This is a genomic window from Streptomyces sp. CNB091, assembly GCF_000377965.1.
In genome coordinates, this window is the sequence record NZ_KB898990.1 from 136013 (window position 1) to 152030 (window position 16018).

Below are 16018 nucleotides of genomic sequence, written 5' to 3' on the forward strand. Positions count from 1 at the left end.
GCACCCCGTCACCATCGGCGCGCTCGGAAGGACCTAGTTCGCGCAGATCGTTGAACGCCCCGCCGCGCTGGTGGACCTTTCCTTCGCACCGGGCGTGGTCGACAGGATCATCGACGACGCCGGTACGGATGACGCCCTTCCACTGCTTGCCTATCTCCTCCAGGAGCTCTACTTCGCCTCCGGCCCCGGCGGGATGGTCACCGAAGAGCTGTACCGAGATCTCGGCGGCGTGGCGGGAGCCCTCGCACGGCAGGCGGACCACACGGTGTCCGAACTCGACCAGGCCGACGGGATCGCATTCGTCCTGCGGGTCCTCCTCCAGTTCGTCACGGTCCAGGGACAGGGAGTGGCCCGAAAGCGTGTCCTTCTGTCCGCGCTCACCGAGCGGGAACGGCGCGTCGTCGACGCCTTCGTCGATGCGCGTCTGCTGGTGTCAGACGTGGCCGACGGCGGAGCCACCGGCCAGGAGGCGCCATACGCACAGGTGACGCACGAGGCGCTGTTCCGCCAGTGGGCTCCGCTGCGCCAGGAGGTCGAGTCCAAGGTGGACCAACTGCGTGAGCGCGCCGAGCTGGAGCGGTGGGCCGAAGACTGGGAACGTTCCGGCCGGAGCGACGACTACCTTCTCACCGGGGAGAGGCTCACCCTGGCCCAGCGCAGGCTCACCGCGCTGGAGGAATCCGGCATCGCCTCGGAGCCGGTCCGCGTGCTCGTGCAATCCTCGCAGCTACGCGATCTGGCCTTTCTCCGCCGTGTGTCGGACAGTATCGGCCAGTACGCGATCGGCAGTGCGGAAACCCACCCGGAGCGAGCCATACTCCTGTCCCTGGCCGCGCTCGGCGAATGCACGCCGACGCCCTCCGCCCGCCGAGGCCTCATGGCGGCGCTGGCAGCGAGCCACCTCCGTACGCGAGTGGATGCGCACACGGACACCGTCCGGCACATCGTCTGGTCCCCGGACGGCCGACGACTGGCCACCGCCTCACGCGACGGCAGCGCCTGCGTGCTGGACGCCCGGTCCGGACAGTCACTGCTCGTTTTGCCGTCCGACGGAGCGATGGTCGAGTCGGTCGCATGGTCGCCGGATTCTGCATACGTCGCGACCGCTGGGCGTGAACGTGTCGTACGCATTTGGGACGCCGTCTCGGGCGAGCCGGTCCGGTTGCTGACAGGTCCTACAGACATCGTGAGACAGGTGGCCTGGTCGCCCGACGGACGGTATGTCGCAGCCAGTTCGAAGGACTGTGTTGTACGTGTATGGGAGGCCGGGACCGGGATCCTCGCCCAGGACCTGGAAGGGCACAGGAACGATGTCTGGGGCGTCACCTGGTCGCCGGACAGTACCCGACTCGCCTCGGCATCGCATGACCAGACAGCCCGCATGTGGGACCTCGCCACAGGCTCCGCCGCCGTGGTCCTGGAAGGTCATACGGACTTCGTCGAAGGTGTCGCCTGGTCACCGGACGGCCTCTCGATCGCTACAGGGTCGGGTGACCACACGGTCCGCATCTGGGACGCCGGGACTGGTGCCATGCGGCTGCTGCTGCGCGGCCACACCGACTACGTGTGGAACCTGGCCTGGTCCCCGGACAGTCGCGTCCTCGCATCCGCGTCCTCGGACCACACCGTGCGCCTTGTCAGCGCCCATGACGCGAAGGTGCTGGTCGTGCTGCGGGGCCACAGCGACACGGTCTGGGGCGTGACCTGGTCGCCGTCCGGCACCCAGCTCGCCACGAGTTCGACCGACGGTTCGGCGATCGTGTGGGACCTACGGCCACGAGGAGCGGAGGTCGTCGTGGCCGACAGCCACCGTGGCCCGGTGAACCAGGCAGCCTGGTCCGCCGACGAACTACGGATCGCCACCGCCTGTGACGACGCGACCGTCCGCCACTGGTCCTCCCACGACGGGGCCCCCGCAGGGGAACCGCTTAGGCTCGACGACCGGGTCTGGAGCGTGGCGTGGTCCCCGGTTCCCCAGGACGGCAGGCTCGCACTCAGTACGAACGACGGTCTCTTTCGCATCCTGGACGGCACCGGCACGGTGCTGGTCGAGCAGCGGGGGGCGGTCGTCGAATCGTGCGACTGGTCTCCGGACGGCCGTCGCATCGCCACCGGCGGACACGACGGCACCGTGCGTGTACGGGAGGCGGACACCGCAACCGAGCTCGCCGCCCTCACCGGCCACCAGGACTGGGTGGGACGCATCGCGTGGTCGCCCGGCGGGCGATTCCTCGCCAGCGCATCGGACGACCGTACCTGCCGCCTCTGGGACGTCGCGGAGAGCCGCCAGCTCACCGTCCTGCGAGGCCACGACAATTACGTCGACGACGTGGCCTGGTCTCCGGACGAACAGCGGATCGCCACCGCCTCCGGCGACTGGACGGTGGCGGTGTGGGAGGCCAACACGGGCCGCCGTCTCGATGTGCTCAAGGGCCACGAGGGACGGGTCCGTTGCGTGGCCTGGTCTTTTGATGGCCGCTTCATCGCCAGCGGCTCGGACGACCGGACCGTACGTGTCTGGTGCGCCGATACCTTCGAGGAGGTCGCCGTCGTAGGCGTCCACCAGGACAAGGTGTCCTCGGTCGCCTGGTCCCGCGACAGCGCCCGGCTGCTCACCGCATCTTTCGACGGAACCGCTCGTATCTGGCACGCCGACCCCGACTACGACCAGCTCGAAGCCCACGCCCGAGGGCGTGTCTTCCGGACCCTCGATGAGGACGAACGGCGACGACACCTGCTGCCACCGGCAGGGGCGCAGCCTGCACGTCGGCTCAGTACCACTCCTCCACCGTCCGTTCGTCGGTGCTGAGGAGGTAGTCGTCCGGATCGAGATCCATCGATACGCGAGCGGGTGAGTCCCAGTACATCGCGTTGCGCTCTGCGAACGTCTCCGCGCCTTGGTAGGAGATCAGCCAGAAGAACTGATTGTGCTCCCGGTCTACCCAGGCGCCGCCGATCGTGAAGCCCAACTCAAGGCGAAGGGGCAGGATGTCGGCCTTCCACCGCTGTATCCACTCGTCCAGCAGGCCGTCGCGCACGGTATAGGTACGGAGCTGGGTGGTCTTGGCCATCGTGAGGTGCTCCTGGGTCGATCGGTCGGGGTCGCCCCTACCCAATGCAGCAAGGTCTTCCAGGCCGGCGTTCGAGTATGCCGAGAGGGGACACAGGGCGGCCCCAAGCGTAGGGGGCCCTCCTGGGGTGGGGGATGCTTTTCGGCTAGTGCAACGAAGTCATTACTATGTGTCAACAGGCCAGTTGGGCGCTTCAGGGGGTACGGCATGGACGACACAGAACGCAGGAACGCTACGACTCCGATCCGGCGACATCAGATCCGGGCTGCGTTGCTAAAGCAGTATGCCGGTCTTATCTACGACGACGACCTGAAGGCGTATGACCAGCATGGCTACGAGCAGCGGTTCTTGTCCCGCGCACTCACGGCTGCGGCGATCCGGGTCGTCACCGGGTGCGACCACAGGACTGCCGGCCTGTCGGTCATCGACGGGGAACTTGACCAAGGCATCGACGGCGTGGCGGTGACCGAGGGCACGCAGGAGGTCTGGCTCGCCCAGGCGAAGTGGAGTGACGAGGGGAAGGGCAAGTTCAACACCGACGCGGCCCACAAGTTCATACACGGTCTTCGCCTCATCGAGCAGCGTAGTTACGACCGCTTCAACGACCGCCTTGACCCCATCGTGGCCCGCGTGAACTCCGCCATGCATGACGCCCGGCTGAAGGTCACCCTGGTGATCGCAGTTATGGGCACAGGGGTCCTCAGCGATGAGGTGGTTGCGGTCCTGGAAGACGCCCGGAAGGAGTTCAACGGGCTCGGCCCGGTCCTGGACTACCGTGTGGTCAACGCGGCGCACGTGTTGCGGCAGGTCCAGGAGGACCTCGCCCCCGAGCCGGTGCGTGTCACCGTACGGATGACGAACTGGCTCAAGCGGAACACTCCTCTTGTGGCCTACCAGGGAACCGTTCCGGCCAGCAACATCGCTGAGTGGTACGGGGACCACGAGGACCGCCTGTACTCCCAGAATTTGCGGCAGAACCTAGGTGCCACGCGGGTCAACTCCGGCATGCTCGGCACGCTCGCAAAGGAGCCGGAGAACTTCTGGCTCTTCAACAACGGTGTGACTGTGCTGTGTGACGGCCTGGAGGAGGTCTGGCCTGGACGGCGCAGGCCAGACGAACCGGTGCATCTGCGGCTCAGCGGCGTCAGCGTGGTCAACGGAGCGCAGACCGTCAGTGCGGCACACAGGGCGATGCAGTCGTCCCCTGAGGCAGTCGAGGACGCTGAAGTCACGGTGAAGGTCATCGTCGTCGACGAGAACATGCCGGATTTCGCGCGGCGGATCACGGAGACGACCAACACCCAGAACCACGTGGAGCAAAGAGATTTCATCGCTTTGGATGAGGTCCAGGCGATGATCCGGGAAGACTTCGCCCTGTCGCTGCAGAAGACCTATGTGTACAAGCGTGGCGAGTCGGATCCCGCTCCCGAGGAAGGGTGCTCGGTGGTGCAGGCCGCTACCGCCCTGGCGTGTGCACACCACGGCACCGAACTCACTGTGCGCGCCAAGCGGGACACTGACCTGCTCTGGGAGCGAGGAAGCGGCGGTGCTTATCCGCGGCTGTTCGGAGAGCGGCCGAGCGCCTTCCAGATCTGGCGTTCGGTGTTGGTTCACCGCGCTGTCGGAGCGGCTCTCAACGAGGAGCGCAAGAAGTTCCAGAAGCGTGCAGCCGATGTCGCCCAGCGAGGTGACCTGCTGATCACGCATCTCGTCTTCCAACTCATCGAGCAGGATCGGATCGACGATCCCGACTTCGACTGGGACACGGTTCTCGCGGATGTGCCTGAACTGACCACTCGGGTGCTGGCGTGGCTGATTCACCACATCGATGGCAAATTCGGGTCGACATCGTTCCTGAGTGGCACTCTCACGGACGTGGTTCGCTGCAAACAGCTCGCGGCCCTGGTACTCCGTGACGCACAGCGTGCAGGCGTCATCCCCGCTCTGCCCGCCGAATACCGGCCCTCCAGCGCGGTCCAGCGGAAGAGCCGACGGCCCAACGCGGTACCCACGCTCGTGGATCACCGCAAGATCGTGGACGGCACCCCACTGCGACTTCGGCTGGGAAACAAGCCTGAAACCAAAGCCCTCGAATCGTGGCTTGCCCAGGACCCTCGGCGGAGTGTGGCGACCTGGGTCAACGATCGTTCGAAGTGTCTCCTCTGGGCGGCGGACAACCGCGCTTACTCACCTACGCGTCTGGTGCTGCACATGTACGAACTCGCAGGCTGGGAGGATGCCCCCGTGGCAGTCCAGGGGCCAGCCCGATGGACGCTCGACGGAGGGAGTTCGACTCTCTCGGACATGGCGCGAGTGTTGCTGGACGAACAGGCCGAGCAGGAGTGAGCAGCGGTCGAGAGTCCCTGCGGTTCGCCGAGAAGCGGCTGGGAGAGCTATGAAGACCATGGATGCTGGTGCGGCACAGGAGCTGTCTTGGTGCAAGAGCAGCTACAGCGGTGCTGAAGGCGGCGAATGCCTGGAGGTTGCCTCGATGCCCACGCACGTGCTCGTACGCGACTCGAAGCTGGTTCAGGGCCCCATAGTGGCGCTTGGCCCTGAGGCGTGGGCGGCGTTTGTGCGACGGCCAGGTGTTTGAGGCACAGAGACAGACCGAGAGCCCCGTCGCAACGCCCGTACGGCGCGCGGCGGGGCCCTCCCACGTAAGGGCGACTACTCGTCCACGCCCTCGTCGCGGCGGATCATCCGCCAGGCCGCCCGACGGGCGCTGCGGTCCAGGTTGGACCGGAAGCTCTTGTCGGGGCCGAAGTACTGACGTCCCATGCCGGCGGTCGACTCGATGTGGTCGGCCATCTTGTCGGCGAAGACCTTGTCGAAGACCTTGCCGAAGTTGTTCTCGTCGTTGACGACGGCGGCGGCCCGCACCTTGCCCTCGGCCATCGCCTCGTTGAACGGCTTCCGCACGTCCTCCTCGGTGAAGTCCGTCCCGAACTTGGCGTTGAACTTGTCGATCAGCTCGGACAGCAGCGACGTCTCAGCCTCCGCGGCCCCACCCGTACCGTCCCCGAAGCCCTTCAACTCGGCGGCGCCTTCAGGCGCGAGGGAGACGTCGTGCTCGCCGGTCTTCTCGACCCGCAGGTGGCTGAGGTCGATCTCACCGATGTCGACGCCACCGTCGGCCCGGCGGGGGAGCCGGTTGAGGAGGTAGCGCCCGTACAGGTGCAGACGTTCCAGCTCGGCGTCGCGGTAGGGCACGATCTGGGCGAGGAAGCCGTACTTGCGTACGTAGTCGTTGAGATCGGCGCGGAAGTCCTCCGCCGTCTCCACGTCGTCCTCCTCCTCGCTCTCCAGGAGCGGGGTGAAGCGGGCGACGGCGGGGGAGAGGAGCCGGTACAACTCGGCGTGCAGCTTCTCCCACTTGGCCTGTGATCCGGCCGCCTTCTCCTTCGCCTCGAAGTACGCGGCGGCGAACTCGTCCATCTCCGGTTCCGAGATGATCGGCGCCGACATGACCCGGCTCTGCGCGGTGTAGAGCAGGTTCGGGTCGGAGGGGAGGGTCATCGCCTCCTCGAAGTACGGGCGGAAAGCGTCCTGGATGTCCTCGGCCTCGTTGGCGAAGTCGAGCACCGCGAGGTCGGCTTGGGCCTTGCGCTCGGCGGTGCGATTCAGGCGGGAGAGGGTCTGCACGGCGGAGATGCCGGTCAGCTTCTTGTTGACGTACATCGTCGTCAGCAGCGGCTGGTCGAAGCCGGTCTGGTACTTCTCCGCGACCACCAGGATCTTGTACTCCTGCTGGCCCCGTCCGCCCGCGTTCACCGCCTTGTCGTCGGCACGGGTGTACGCGAACGCCTTGGGGAGGGCGCTCTCCGAGATCCCGCCGTTCTCCTTCGGCTCGGTCGTCTCCTCGCCGTCGATGGTGAGCGAGCCTGAGAACGCGACGAGCACGCCCAGGTCCGGGTACTTGGTGTCGTAGTCGCGGTCCTTGATGTAGCTCTTGATGGCCCGGGCCATCTGCGCGGCCGAGTCCCGTGAAGCCGTGACCACCATGGACTTGGCCCGCCCGCCGAGCCGGCCGCGGGAGTGGGCGAGGAAGTGCTCGACGATCACCTGGGCGTGCTGGGAGACGGTGTGCTCGTGAGTGAGCGCGTACCGGGCGAGCAGGCCGTTCGCCTTCGCGGGGTCGACCTCACGCTCGTCCGGGTTCTGGTTCACCAGCTTCCAGTACGTGTTGTACGTGACGTAGTTCCGCAGCGGGTCGAGGATGAAGCCTTCCTCGATGGCCTGGCGCATGGAGTACGTGTGGAAGGGCCGGTAGACCGCCTTGCCGTCCACGGTGTGTTCCGTGCCGAAGAGTTCGAGCGTCTTGGCCTTCGGGGTGGCGGTGAACGCGAAGTAGGAGAGGTTCGCGGCCCGCGAGCGCTCGATGGCCTTCTTCTTGAGCTTTTCGTCGACCGTGACGGCGGTCGTGCCCTGGTCCTCCGAGTCGGAGTCCAGGCCGAGGTCCCGGAGCGCTGCCCGTACGGCGGTGGCGGCGTCGCCCGACTGGGAGGAGTGCGCCTCGTCCACGATGATCGCGAAGCTGGTGCCGGTCAGCTCGGTCGGGTTGCGCTTGATGTAGTCCAGCAGCGCGGGGAACGAGTGCAGGGTGACCGTGACGATCTTGCCGGTGTCGCGGGAGAGGGCGCGGGCGAGCTGCTCGCTCTTGGCCCCGTGCTTCTCGTCGACCTTGACGACCAGGCCCTCGGTCTGCGAGAAGCTGCCGACGGTTTCGCGGAGCTGGGCGTCCAGGTTGCGGCGGTCGGTGATCACGATGACCTTGTCGAAGACCGGAGCCCCCGGCTTGACTCGTCCGGCCGCCAGTGCCTCGGTGTCGAGGGTGCGCGGGTCGGTGTCGGCGTGCAGGTCGCTCAGGCGGTGGGCGAGCCAGCCAATGGTGTTGGACTTCCCGGAACCGGCCGAGGCCATGACGAGGTAGTTTCGCCCGACGCCATGGGTGGCGGCGTGGGCCGTCAGCCGCTTGACCACGTCCCACTGGTGGAAGCGCGGGAAGATCGTCGTCTTTGTGGTGCCCCCACCGGGCGTCTTGCTCTTCTGCTGGTGCACGAACCGCTGGATCAGGTCGAGCCAGTTGTCCCGCGCCCAGACCTGTTCCCACAGGTAGGAGGTGGCGTACGTGCCGTACGCGGTCGGGTCCGGGTTTCCGGCTCCGCCGGGCTGGCCGGCGCCGTTGGAACCGGTGTTGAACGGCAGGAAGCGGGTGTTCTTGCCCCGGAGCTGGGTGGCGACGAAGACGAGGTCCGGGTCGACCGCGAAGTTGGCGATGACCCGGCGGGTGAAGATCAGCTCGGTGGGGTCGCGGTCGGTGCGGTACTGCTCCTTGGCGTCCTCGACACCCTGCCGGGTGAGCGGGTTCTTCAGCTCGGCGGTGGCGAGCGGGATGCCGTTGAGGAACAGGGTCAGGTCGAGCTTGTTCCCCCAGTCGGCCTGCTTGGTGGCGTAGACGAGTTCGCGTACGACGGTGAGGCGGTTGGCCCGGTAGCCGTCGAGGACGGAGTCGGCGGCGACGAGATTCGGCTTGAAGTAGGCCACGCGGAGGCGGACGCCCCGGTCCTTGACGCCGTTACGGAGGACGGTGAGCAGGCCGTCGTCGCTGATGGCCCGGTCGAGACGCTGGGCGAAGCCGCGCTGGGCCTCGTTGACGTTGTTGCCGTAGACGGCGAGGAGGTCGTTCCACTCGTCGATCTGCGTCTCGCCGATGAACGTGAACAGCTCGTTGGTGTCCAGGCCGAGGTCGGCCCGGTAGTCCTCGGGCCGCGCCTCGCGCCAGCCGCGCTCGGACATGGCGGCGACTATGGCCTCGCCGAAGGCGGACTCGTGGTGGATGGGGGGCATACCTACACTCCGTCCGTTACGTTGCGGCCGCTAGCAGTGGAGACGTCGAACTGACCGGTCACGGCGGCGGTGATGAGGGCTTGGCGGCGTTCGGTGAGCAAATTGGCCTGACGGTCCATGGCGGACTGCAGCTCGCGGGTGCGGGTTGCGCGCATCGCGAGCTGATCCGAGATTGCCATTTGAGTGGAAACCGGCGGAAGAGTGAAGGGGAAGCTGCCAATTTGGTCGCCACTGAGGTGCGGTACCGAGACGCCTGTGAGCTCTCCTTCCACGGTTTTTCGGAATGAAGATGAACGCAAGGTCCAGTAGATATATTCCATTGCGATGTTTGTCGACTTTGGTCTAATGCAGGCAACGCGTTGAAGCAGCAAGGCTGGAAGATCTTTTTCGCTGATGAACGTAATCCGCATGCCGCTGGAGATCCATGGGCGGTCCATTCCGACAACCAAGTCGCCAGTGCGAAGATGGAATCTCCTGGGTGTTGGCATCGCGTCTTCGTCCCACCAGACAGAGTCCGCCCATGATGTTTTACTTACAGAGACATTCACCCCGCGGAGGAGGCGGGTTCTGGCTGCCGGTGAAAATTCTTTGCTAGGGAAGGCGTAACCCGGGATGACTTCGCAGAGGCGACTCACCTTGCCGGTTGCCCAATCTGCGGTATCGGTTGGTACTCCGAGCTTCTTGAGGGTTGCAGGGTCACCTCCCGTGGCGCGCTCGATAGTCTGCTCCAGGAGCAAACTGAGCAGTCTGCGCTGAGAGGACCGTGCTGACCCGATACGGTCGAGGCGTGCGGTCTCGCTGTCGAGAAAGTCGGCGATGCGGTGTTGTTCCTCGACTGGCGGTAGCAAGATCGGGATCTTCTTGATATCCCGTTGAAATAGGTGAAGGACATCCATGCCATTCTTGACCGACCACATGTGATGTCTGGCTGCGCTGCCGGATAGGGTGTACATAAGGAAGCGTGGGTCGATACCGAACGGGCGTAGAACAGCGATCGATCCGTTCACTGTGGCGGGGCGAGGGAGGTGTCGGACTACATTAACGGTTCCGAGGGTGAACCCGTCCTTAGTCAGCAGGACATCGCCTTCCCTGAGCTGCAATTCGGGCGATTCTCGATATCGGAAATCTGAGATGAAATTGACGTTTTCAAACTCGATCTCCGGGCCTTTGATGTTCGGCGTGGATAGAAAGGCGTATCCGTCAGGCTGGTATTCTGATGCGGTGAGCGCCTTCCATCCGATGCGGGCGTTCACGGTCGCTACACGGTCCAGCCGAGTCGCGCTCCATCCCGCTCGCAGATGCTCCAGATTTTGGGTCATCCCGTCACCTCGCCCAGCAGCGTCTGAATTTCATCCTCAAGCGTCTTCAGCTCTGCGTCGATCTCCGCCAACGGCCGCGGCGGCTCGTACACATAAAAGTGTCGCGTGAACGGGATCTCGTATCCCACCTTCGTCTTCGTGTGGTCGATCCACGCGTCAGGCACCTGCGGGTGCACCTCCCGCTTCAGGTACTCCTCCACGTCCTCGCCCAACGGCACGTTCTCGTAGTCCCGCAGTTCGCTGTCCGGCTCCGGCTGCCCCTTCACCATCTGGAGCTCGCCCCCCGGGTCCCGTACCCCCACCGCCTCCCGCAACGCCTTGCTGAACGGAGCCCCGGTCGGCCACGTCGTGCCGGCCGCAACCGCCGCGTCCTTCAGCGCAACCCACGCCTCGGACTTTGTCCCCCAGGACCGGGGGCCCTCCATCGCCCTGAAGGCATCCACCAGCGCCGACGCGTTCGGCAGCTTCTGAACCACCTTCGACGCTTCGACCGCCGCCAGTGTCTCCTCCGTCAGCTCGAACCGCAGCTTCAACGGCCTCTCCACGGTGATCCGCTGATAGCCGAACGCCGTGTTGTCGAAGACCTTCACCTTGCCGTGCAGCGGGTGCTCCGTGTTCGCCGCAGCCGCCACCGCGTCCCCGTACAACCGCGTGATGTCGCCGATGTGGTTCGGCCTGCCGCTCGACCCGTCGCCCAGCTCCTTGCGCTTGTCGCCCAGCGACTTCCGCATCTTCACCCACTGGTCGCGCGCGTCGAGCAGCACCACCTTGCCTTTGTGCTGGGAGTCCTTCCGGTTCGTCAGGATCCAGAAGTACGTGGAGATGCCGGTGTTGTAGAAGAGCTGGTCCGGGAGGGCGACGATCGCCTCCAGCCAGTCGTTCTCCAGGATCCAGCGGCGGATCTCCGACTCACCCGAGCCGGCCGCGCCCGTGAAGAGCGGGGAGCCGTTGAAGACGATCGCGATGCGCGAGCCGCCCCCGCCCCTCGCGTCCACCGGCTTCATCTTTGAGATCATGTGCTGGAGGAAGAGCAGCGAGCCGTCGTTGATGCGCGGGAGGCCCGCGCCGAAGCGGCCGGAGTCGCCGAGGTTCGTGTGCTCGTACTCGACGTCCTCCTTGACCTTCTTCCACTCCACCCCGAACGGCGGGTTCGCCAGCAGGTAGTCGAACTTCTCGCGCTGGTGGCCGTCGTCCGAGAACGAGTTGCCGAACGCGATGTTCTCCGGGTCCTGCCCCTTGATCATCAGGTCGGACCGGCAGATCGCCCACGACTCCGGGTTGAGCTCCTGCCCGTACACCTCCACCGTGGCGTCCGGGTTCAGCGCCTTGATGTGTTCCTCGGCCGCGCTCAGCATGCCGCCCGTCCCGCACGCCGGGTCCATGACCGTGCGCACCACGCCGGGCAGGCTCAGGGCGTCGCCGTCCGGGGCGATCAGCAGGTTGACCATCAGGCGGATGACCTCGCGCGGGGTGAAGTGCTCACCCGCGGTCTCGTTGGACTGCTCCGCGAAGCGGCGGATCAGCTCCTCGAAGATGTAGCCCATGTTGTGGTTGGACACGGCCTCGGGGTGCAGGTCCAGGTCCGTGAACTTGCCGATCACCTGGTAGAGCAGGTTCGTGCTGTCCAGCTTCTTGATCTGCTGGGCGAACTCGTACTTGTCCAGGACCTCGGTCGCGTTCTCCGAGAACGAACCGACGTACACCTGAAGGTTCTTCGCCGCGTTCTGCGGGTCGGCGGCGATCATCTTCAGCGTCAGCGCGCTCTTGTTGTAGAACGAGTGACCCGACGCCTTCCGCAGGAAGTAGTCTCCGTCGATCTCCTGGCTCTCGTACAGGGCCGCCGTCTCGGCGACCTTCTGCCTCGTCGGCTCCAGTAGGCATTCCAGGCGGCGCAGCACCGTGAACGGAAGAATGACCTTTCCGTAGTCGGACTGCTTGTAGTCGCCGCGCAGGAGGTCGGCGACGGACCAGGCGTGGTTCGCCAGCTCCGTGTGCTTGCTGCTGTTCAAGGGGTTCCCCGGATTCCTTTCGGACCCCCGCCCTCACCGGGACGGGTGCGTACAAGTGTGGTCGGTACGTGACGTTCGTGGTGCCGATTCAGGCCGAAGTGCCGGATGTGGAGCCAGGCGCACCGACGGCCGACGCGCCCCCCGCCCCCGGTGGCGGTACCAGCCCGCCCCCCGTCAGCCCGCCCGCCAGCAGCCCCGCCGTTCGCTCGGCCAGCTCCGTGGCGTGCCGTGCCTCCGCCCGTAGCTCGTTCACGCGGCGGAAGGCCTCGCCGTAGCGGCGCTGTTCCTCCAGCGGCAGGAGCGGTACGCGCAGCCGGCCCGGGCTGACGTGCACGATCGTGCTGCCGGTCGACGCCGCGGCGATGTTCTCCTCCGCACCCAGGAAACCGGCGAGGAACCAGGCGTCGAGCCGTGACGGATCGGGCCGGAACAGATGGACCTGGGGGCCGAGCAACGCGCCTTCGTCCGCCTCGTCCGCCACGCGGGCCATCGCCCCGCCGCCGCCCGCGACCGCGCGTACGACCACGTCGCCCACCGCGACCACCGGCGTCGACTCCGTACGCAGGCCCGTCGGGTCGCCGGTCGGCCCCGTGCCCCGGGCGATGTCCATGCCCGTGAGCACGGCAAGCGCCGGGACGGAGGGATCGGGCTCCCGCGTCTCCGGCGCGCTGCGGAGCAGGGTGAGCGCGCCCCCCCTGGCCAGGTCCGCCGCCGTGGCCGTACGCCACTCGCGGGGCGACCGGCCGGGCGCGGCTCGCCAGTCGGCCGAGCGCGCCGCCTCGCCCAGGGATTCCGTCCCGGCGATGAGGCGGCGTCGGGCCTCGTCCGCTTCCCGCGCCAGCTCCGCCGGTTCTACGTCGGTCCGGGCGACCAGCACGTGCCGGGCGGGGGAGAGGTCGACGACATCGTCGAGCAGGTCGACCACCGGGACGACGCGCGCTGTGCCCGGCTCGTCGACGAAATCGTCCGGAGCCTCGGTGAACGCCTCCCAATGGGTCAGCGCGGTCTCCGACAGCACAGACCAGTCCAACGTGGGGCGGCCGGCCCGGGAGGAGCCCGAGTTGGGGCCGCCGCCACGTCTGCCCGTGCCCGCCACGCCGGAAGAGCGGTCGTCGCCGGGGTGGCCCGCCGCCGCTGCCTCCGTCGTGTCGACGAACAGCACCGATTTGCGCTCGGGGCCCGCCGGTTCGGGACGTTGCAGCACCCAGACCTGGAGGCCCACGTGGAAGGGGGCCGCCGTGCCGGGCGGCAGGGCCACGACGGCCCGTACGGCTCCGCTGCGTACGAGGTCCATCCGTACGCGTCGGCCCGACGCCCGGGACGCCGTGGCCGGAGGGAGGATCATGACCGCGTGGCCGCCCGGCTCCAGGTGCGCGAGCGCGTGCTGGGCCCAGGCCAGCTCCGACTCGGCGCGCGGCGGCACACCGTAGGCCCAGCGCGGGTCGTAGGCCAGCTCGTCGTGACCCCAGTCCCGGTCCCCGTAGGGCGGGTTGCACACGACCGCGTCCGCGGTGAGCCGCTCGAAGGCGTCGGCGCGGAGGCTGTCCCCGATGCGTACGGTGACCGCCGCCTGCGGAGCCGCCAGCATCAGGGCGACCGCGCTGCGCCGGGCCTGCACGGGGACGCTGTCCTGGCCGTACAGCTCGCTCGCGCCCCGCCGGGACGCCGCCGCGAGCAGGGAGCCGCTACCGCAGGCGGGGTCGAGCACGCGGACGGGTCGGCCGGGAACCAGCCGGGCCACGAGATCCGCGAGCTGCACCGGGGTCACGTACGTGCCACTCGCGGCCGTGTCCTCCAGCTCGCGCTCCGCAAGGACGCCCAGGGCCGCCTCGCCGCCCTCGTCCCGCACGCACAGGGCTAGCGCCCGCAGCACCGCCGTGTCCTCCGGTGAGAAGCGGACAGCTTCCGGGCCGGGGACGCTGTCGGCGAGCCGGGCGGCCGAGCCGTCCGCGTGGGCGACGAGGGCGGCGTCCGGCAGTTCGGCCAGCGCGGTCAGCTCATCCGGAGCGCGGTGAGCCGCGGCGAGTACGAGCGGAAGCAGCCTCGCCACCGCGACGCTGCCCCGGGGATGCAGGCGCAAGGTGGTGCGCAACTCCTCCAGGGCGTTGGTCGCCGCCGCGTGGCCGCGCGCGGCCAGCCAGGCCCGTACCGACGGCAGGTCGTACAGCGGGCTGCTCTCGTTGCCTCCCGTCGGCGCCGGGAAGTCGTCGTGCCGACGGCGCCAGTTGCTGACGGTGGCGCGCGTGACTCCCGCGATGCGGGAGATCTCGGCTGCCGTCACCTGTGCGGATGGCTGGGGCATGGCGGAAGACCCGGACCTCTCGGTTGCGAACGAAGCGAACGACGGTGAACGACCTGTCGGCGACTCCCGCGGTCAGTGGCCGTTGCTGCTGAACAGCTCACAATCTACATCAGCCAGTAAACGCGTCAAGCTGTTTGACAGTGCTTTCAGGTGAGTGCTTAGGTTGAGATGCTTCCGCAGTGGGGGCATCCATCCCAGGGGGGAATCGCCATGCGCATCACCATGCCGACCACGGTCATCGAGGGGACCCAGCTCACCGTCATGCCGTTCCGGGCGGACGCGGTGATCGGCACCATGTCCGTACCGACGCTCGTCCAGCTCGTTCCGTCGCCCCGCCGCGAGGAGGACGTGAAGACCCTGAAGGCCGCGTCCGGGGCCGTGCGCCGCCACGCCGAACTGCGGTCGCTGGTCCAGCGGGCGCTGAAGTCCACGCAGAAGGGGAAGAACGTCGGTTCGTACGCCGAGTACATCGCCGACGGCGTCAAGGGAGAGCTGGGCGCCGGCTGGTCCACCCCGCCCATCACGTTCTGGCACGCGGGACCGCTCGCCGCCCTCAGCGACGAACTGGTGGCCGGCACCGGCCTGCGGACCCTGACCATCACGCCCGGCACCTCGATCGTCGCCATCGACGGCGAGACGCAGACCACCGCCTGGCACGAGCTGTACGACGACCCGGAGCGCTTCGGCCTCACGTACGCCGAACTCGCCGCCGTGCGCATCCCCTTCGAGCTGTACGTGGACCTGTCCGTGGCCGATGCCCGGCAGATCTTCTACGACCGGAACGTGCAGGGCGTCGTGGTGGCCAAGAACCTGGCCATGTCGATGGACCAGCGCGACTTCGCCACGCGCCTCGCCCACCGTGTCGCCGACGCCGTCAAGGTCGAGATCGACGACAGGATCGTGTCGTTCGCCAAGCTGGTCAACGCGAGCAAGCGCCAGGTGGGAAAGACCGACCCCGAGGTGATCACCCTCTCCGCGCTCCGGGCCCTCGTGATCACGTCGATCTACGGGCGTGGCGGTCTCTCCCGCTCGGCGGAGACCGTGCACGAGGACGAGCTGCCCACCGGGTCGGACGCCCAGCAGGTGGAAGCGTGCGTCCTGCCACTGCTCGCGGGTCTGATCTCCGGCCACAGCGCCCATTTCCTCGCGCGGAGCGCCCTCACAGCCCCGGCCGTGCTCGCCGGGCTGGGCATCGCGGTGCACCACACCACGCCCTGGGCCGAGCCGTCGAACGCGCTCGGCGCCGATCAGTTGAACCGGCTGCTGTCGGACATCCGGTGGGAGCGGGACGCCCGCTACTGGGACGGGGTGGCGGCGAAGGCGGGCGCCTCCGGGCGGCTCAACTTCAGCGGTGGGGTCAAGGACTCCGGTGGGCGCGTCGCCGACGCGATCCTCTACCCGGCCACGGAGACCGGGCGCCGGATCCGCGGCCGGTGACCGTCCACCCCCGTCTGCCGGTCGCACGGA

Annotated in this window: 9 protein-coding genes; 4 read left to right on the forward strand and 5 right to left on the reverse strand. The window is 67.4% G+C overall.

All coding sequences use genetic code 11. The features are described 5' to 3' along the window. The first annotated feature begins 46 nt into the window (after positions 1-46). Complete coding sequence (locus D581_RS1000000138455; RefSeq protein ID WP_486585785.1) at positions 47-2809, forward strand: WD40 domain-containing protein; 2763 nt, start codon at positions 47-49, stop codon at positions 2807-2809. Here the strand turns inward: D581_RS1000000138455 and D581_RS0100590 are convergent. Beyond that, a complete protein-coding gene (locus D581_RS0100590) occupies positions 2772-3071 on the reverse strand; it encodes an NIPSNAP family protein (RefSeq protein WP_018955277.1) in 300 nt (99 codons plus the stop codon). The genes D581_RS1000000138455 and D581_RS0100590 overlap by 38 nt on opposite strands. Positions 3072-3278: 207 nt before the next feature. On the opposite strand from D581_RS0100590, the gene D581_RS0100595 reads away from it, so the two are divergent. Further along, positions 3279-5417 (forward strand): AIPR family protein, encoded by a 2139-nt coding sequence (locus D581_RS0100595; RefSeq protein WP_018955278.1) that lies wholly within the window; start codon positions 3279-3281, stop codon positions 5415-5417. A gap of 49 nt (positions 5418-5466) precedes the next feature. After that, complete coding sequence (locus D581_RS1000000139205; RefSeq protein WP_078625519.1) at positions 5467-5667, forward strand: DUF397 domain-containing protein; 201 nt, start codon at positions 5467-5469, stop codon at positions 5665-5667. Between the two features lie 74 nt (positions 5668-5741). On the opposite strand, the gene D581_RS0100600 is transcribed toward D581_RS1000000139205, so the two are convergent. The 4 genes from D581_RS0100600 to D581_RS0100615 form a co-directional block, all read right to left on the reverse strand. Beyond that, entirely contained in the window at positions 5742-8921 is a 3180-nt protein-coding gene (locus D581_RS0100600; protein WP_018955279.1) for a type I restriction enzyme subunit R domain-containing protein, read from the reverse strand. A gap of 2 nt (positions 8922-8923) precedes the next feature. Then, a complete protein-coding gene (locus D581_RS1000000139090; protein WP_063738183.1) occupies positions 8924-10240 on the reverse strand; it encodes a restriction endonuclease subunit S in 1317 nt (438 codons plus the stop codon). Further along, entirely contained in the window at positions 10237-12249 is a 2013-nt protein-coding gene (locus D581_RS0100610; protein WP_018955281.1) for an HsdM family class I SAM-dependent methyltransferase, read from the reverse strand. Before D581_RS0100610 ends, D581_RS1000000139090 begins: the two co-directional genes overlap by 4 nt. An 88-nt stretch (positions 12250-12337) precedes the next feature. After that, positions 12338-14551, reverse strand: coding sequence for an N-6 DNA methylase (locus tag D581_RS0100615; RefSeq protein ID WP_199787757.1), 2214 nt, complete (start codon positions 14549-14551; stop codon positions 12338-12340). A 210-nt stretch (positions 14552-14761) separates the two neighbouring features. On the opposite strand from D581_RS0100615, the gene D581_RS01000000136630 reads away from it, so the two are divergent. Next, positions 14762-15988: a DNA sulfur modification protein DndB gene (locus tag D581_RS01000000136630; protein ID WP_018955283.1), complete on the forward strand. Its 1227-nt coding sequence runs from the start codon at positions 14762-14764 to the stop codon at positions 15986-15988. Positions 15989-16018 lie beyond the last annotated feature (30 nt).

Bases quoted from the DNA above. Each gene is read 5' to 3' on its own strand.
- D581_RS0100590 (WP_018955277.1), bottom strand. From the start codon at position 3,071: ATGGCCAAGACCACCCAGCTCCGTACCTATACCGTGCGCGACGGCCTG.
- D581_RS1000000139205 (WP_078625519.1), top strand. From the start codon at position 5,467: ATGAAGACCATGGATGCTGGTGCGGCACAGGAGCTGTCTTGGTGCAAG.
- D581_RS01000000136630 (WP_018955283.1), top strand. From the start codon at position 14,762: ATGCGCATCACCATGCCGACCACGGTCATCGAGGGGACCCAGCTCACC.
- D581_RS0100595 (WP_018955278.1), top strand. From the start codon at position 3,279: ATGGACGACACAGAACGCAGGAACGCTACGACTCCGATCCGGCGACAT.
- D581_RS0100615 (WP_199787757.1), bottom strand. From the start codon at position 14,551: ATGCCCCAGCCATCCGCACAGGTGACGGCAGCCGAGATCTCCCGCATC.
- D581_RS0100600 (WP_018955279.1), bottom strand. From the start codon at position 8,921: ATGCCCCCCATCCACCACGAGTCCGCCTTCGGCGAGGCCATAGTCGCC.
- D581_RS1000000139090 (WP_063738183.1), bottom strand. From the start codon at position 10,240: ATGACCCAAAATCTGGAGCATCTGCGAGCGGGATGGAGCGCGACTCGG.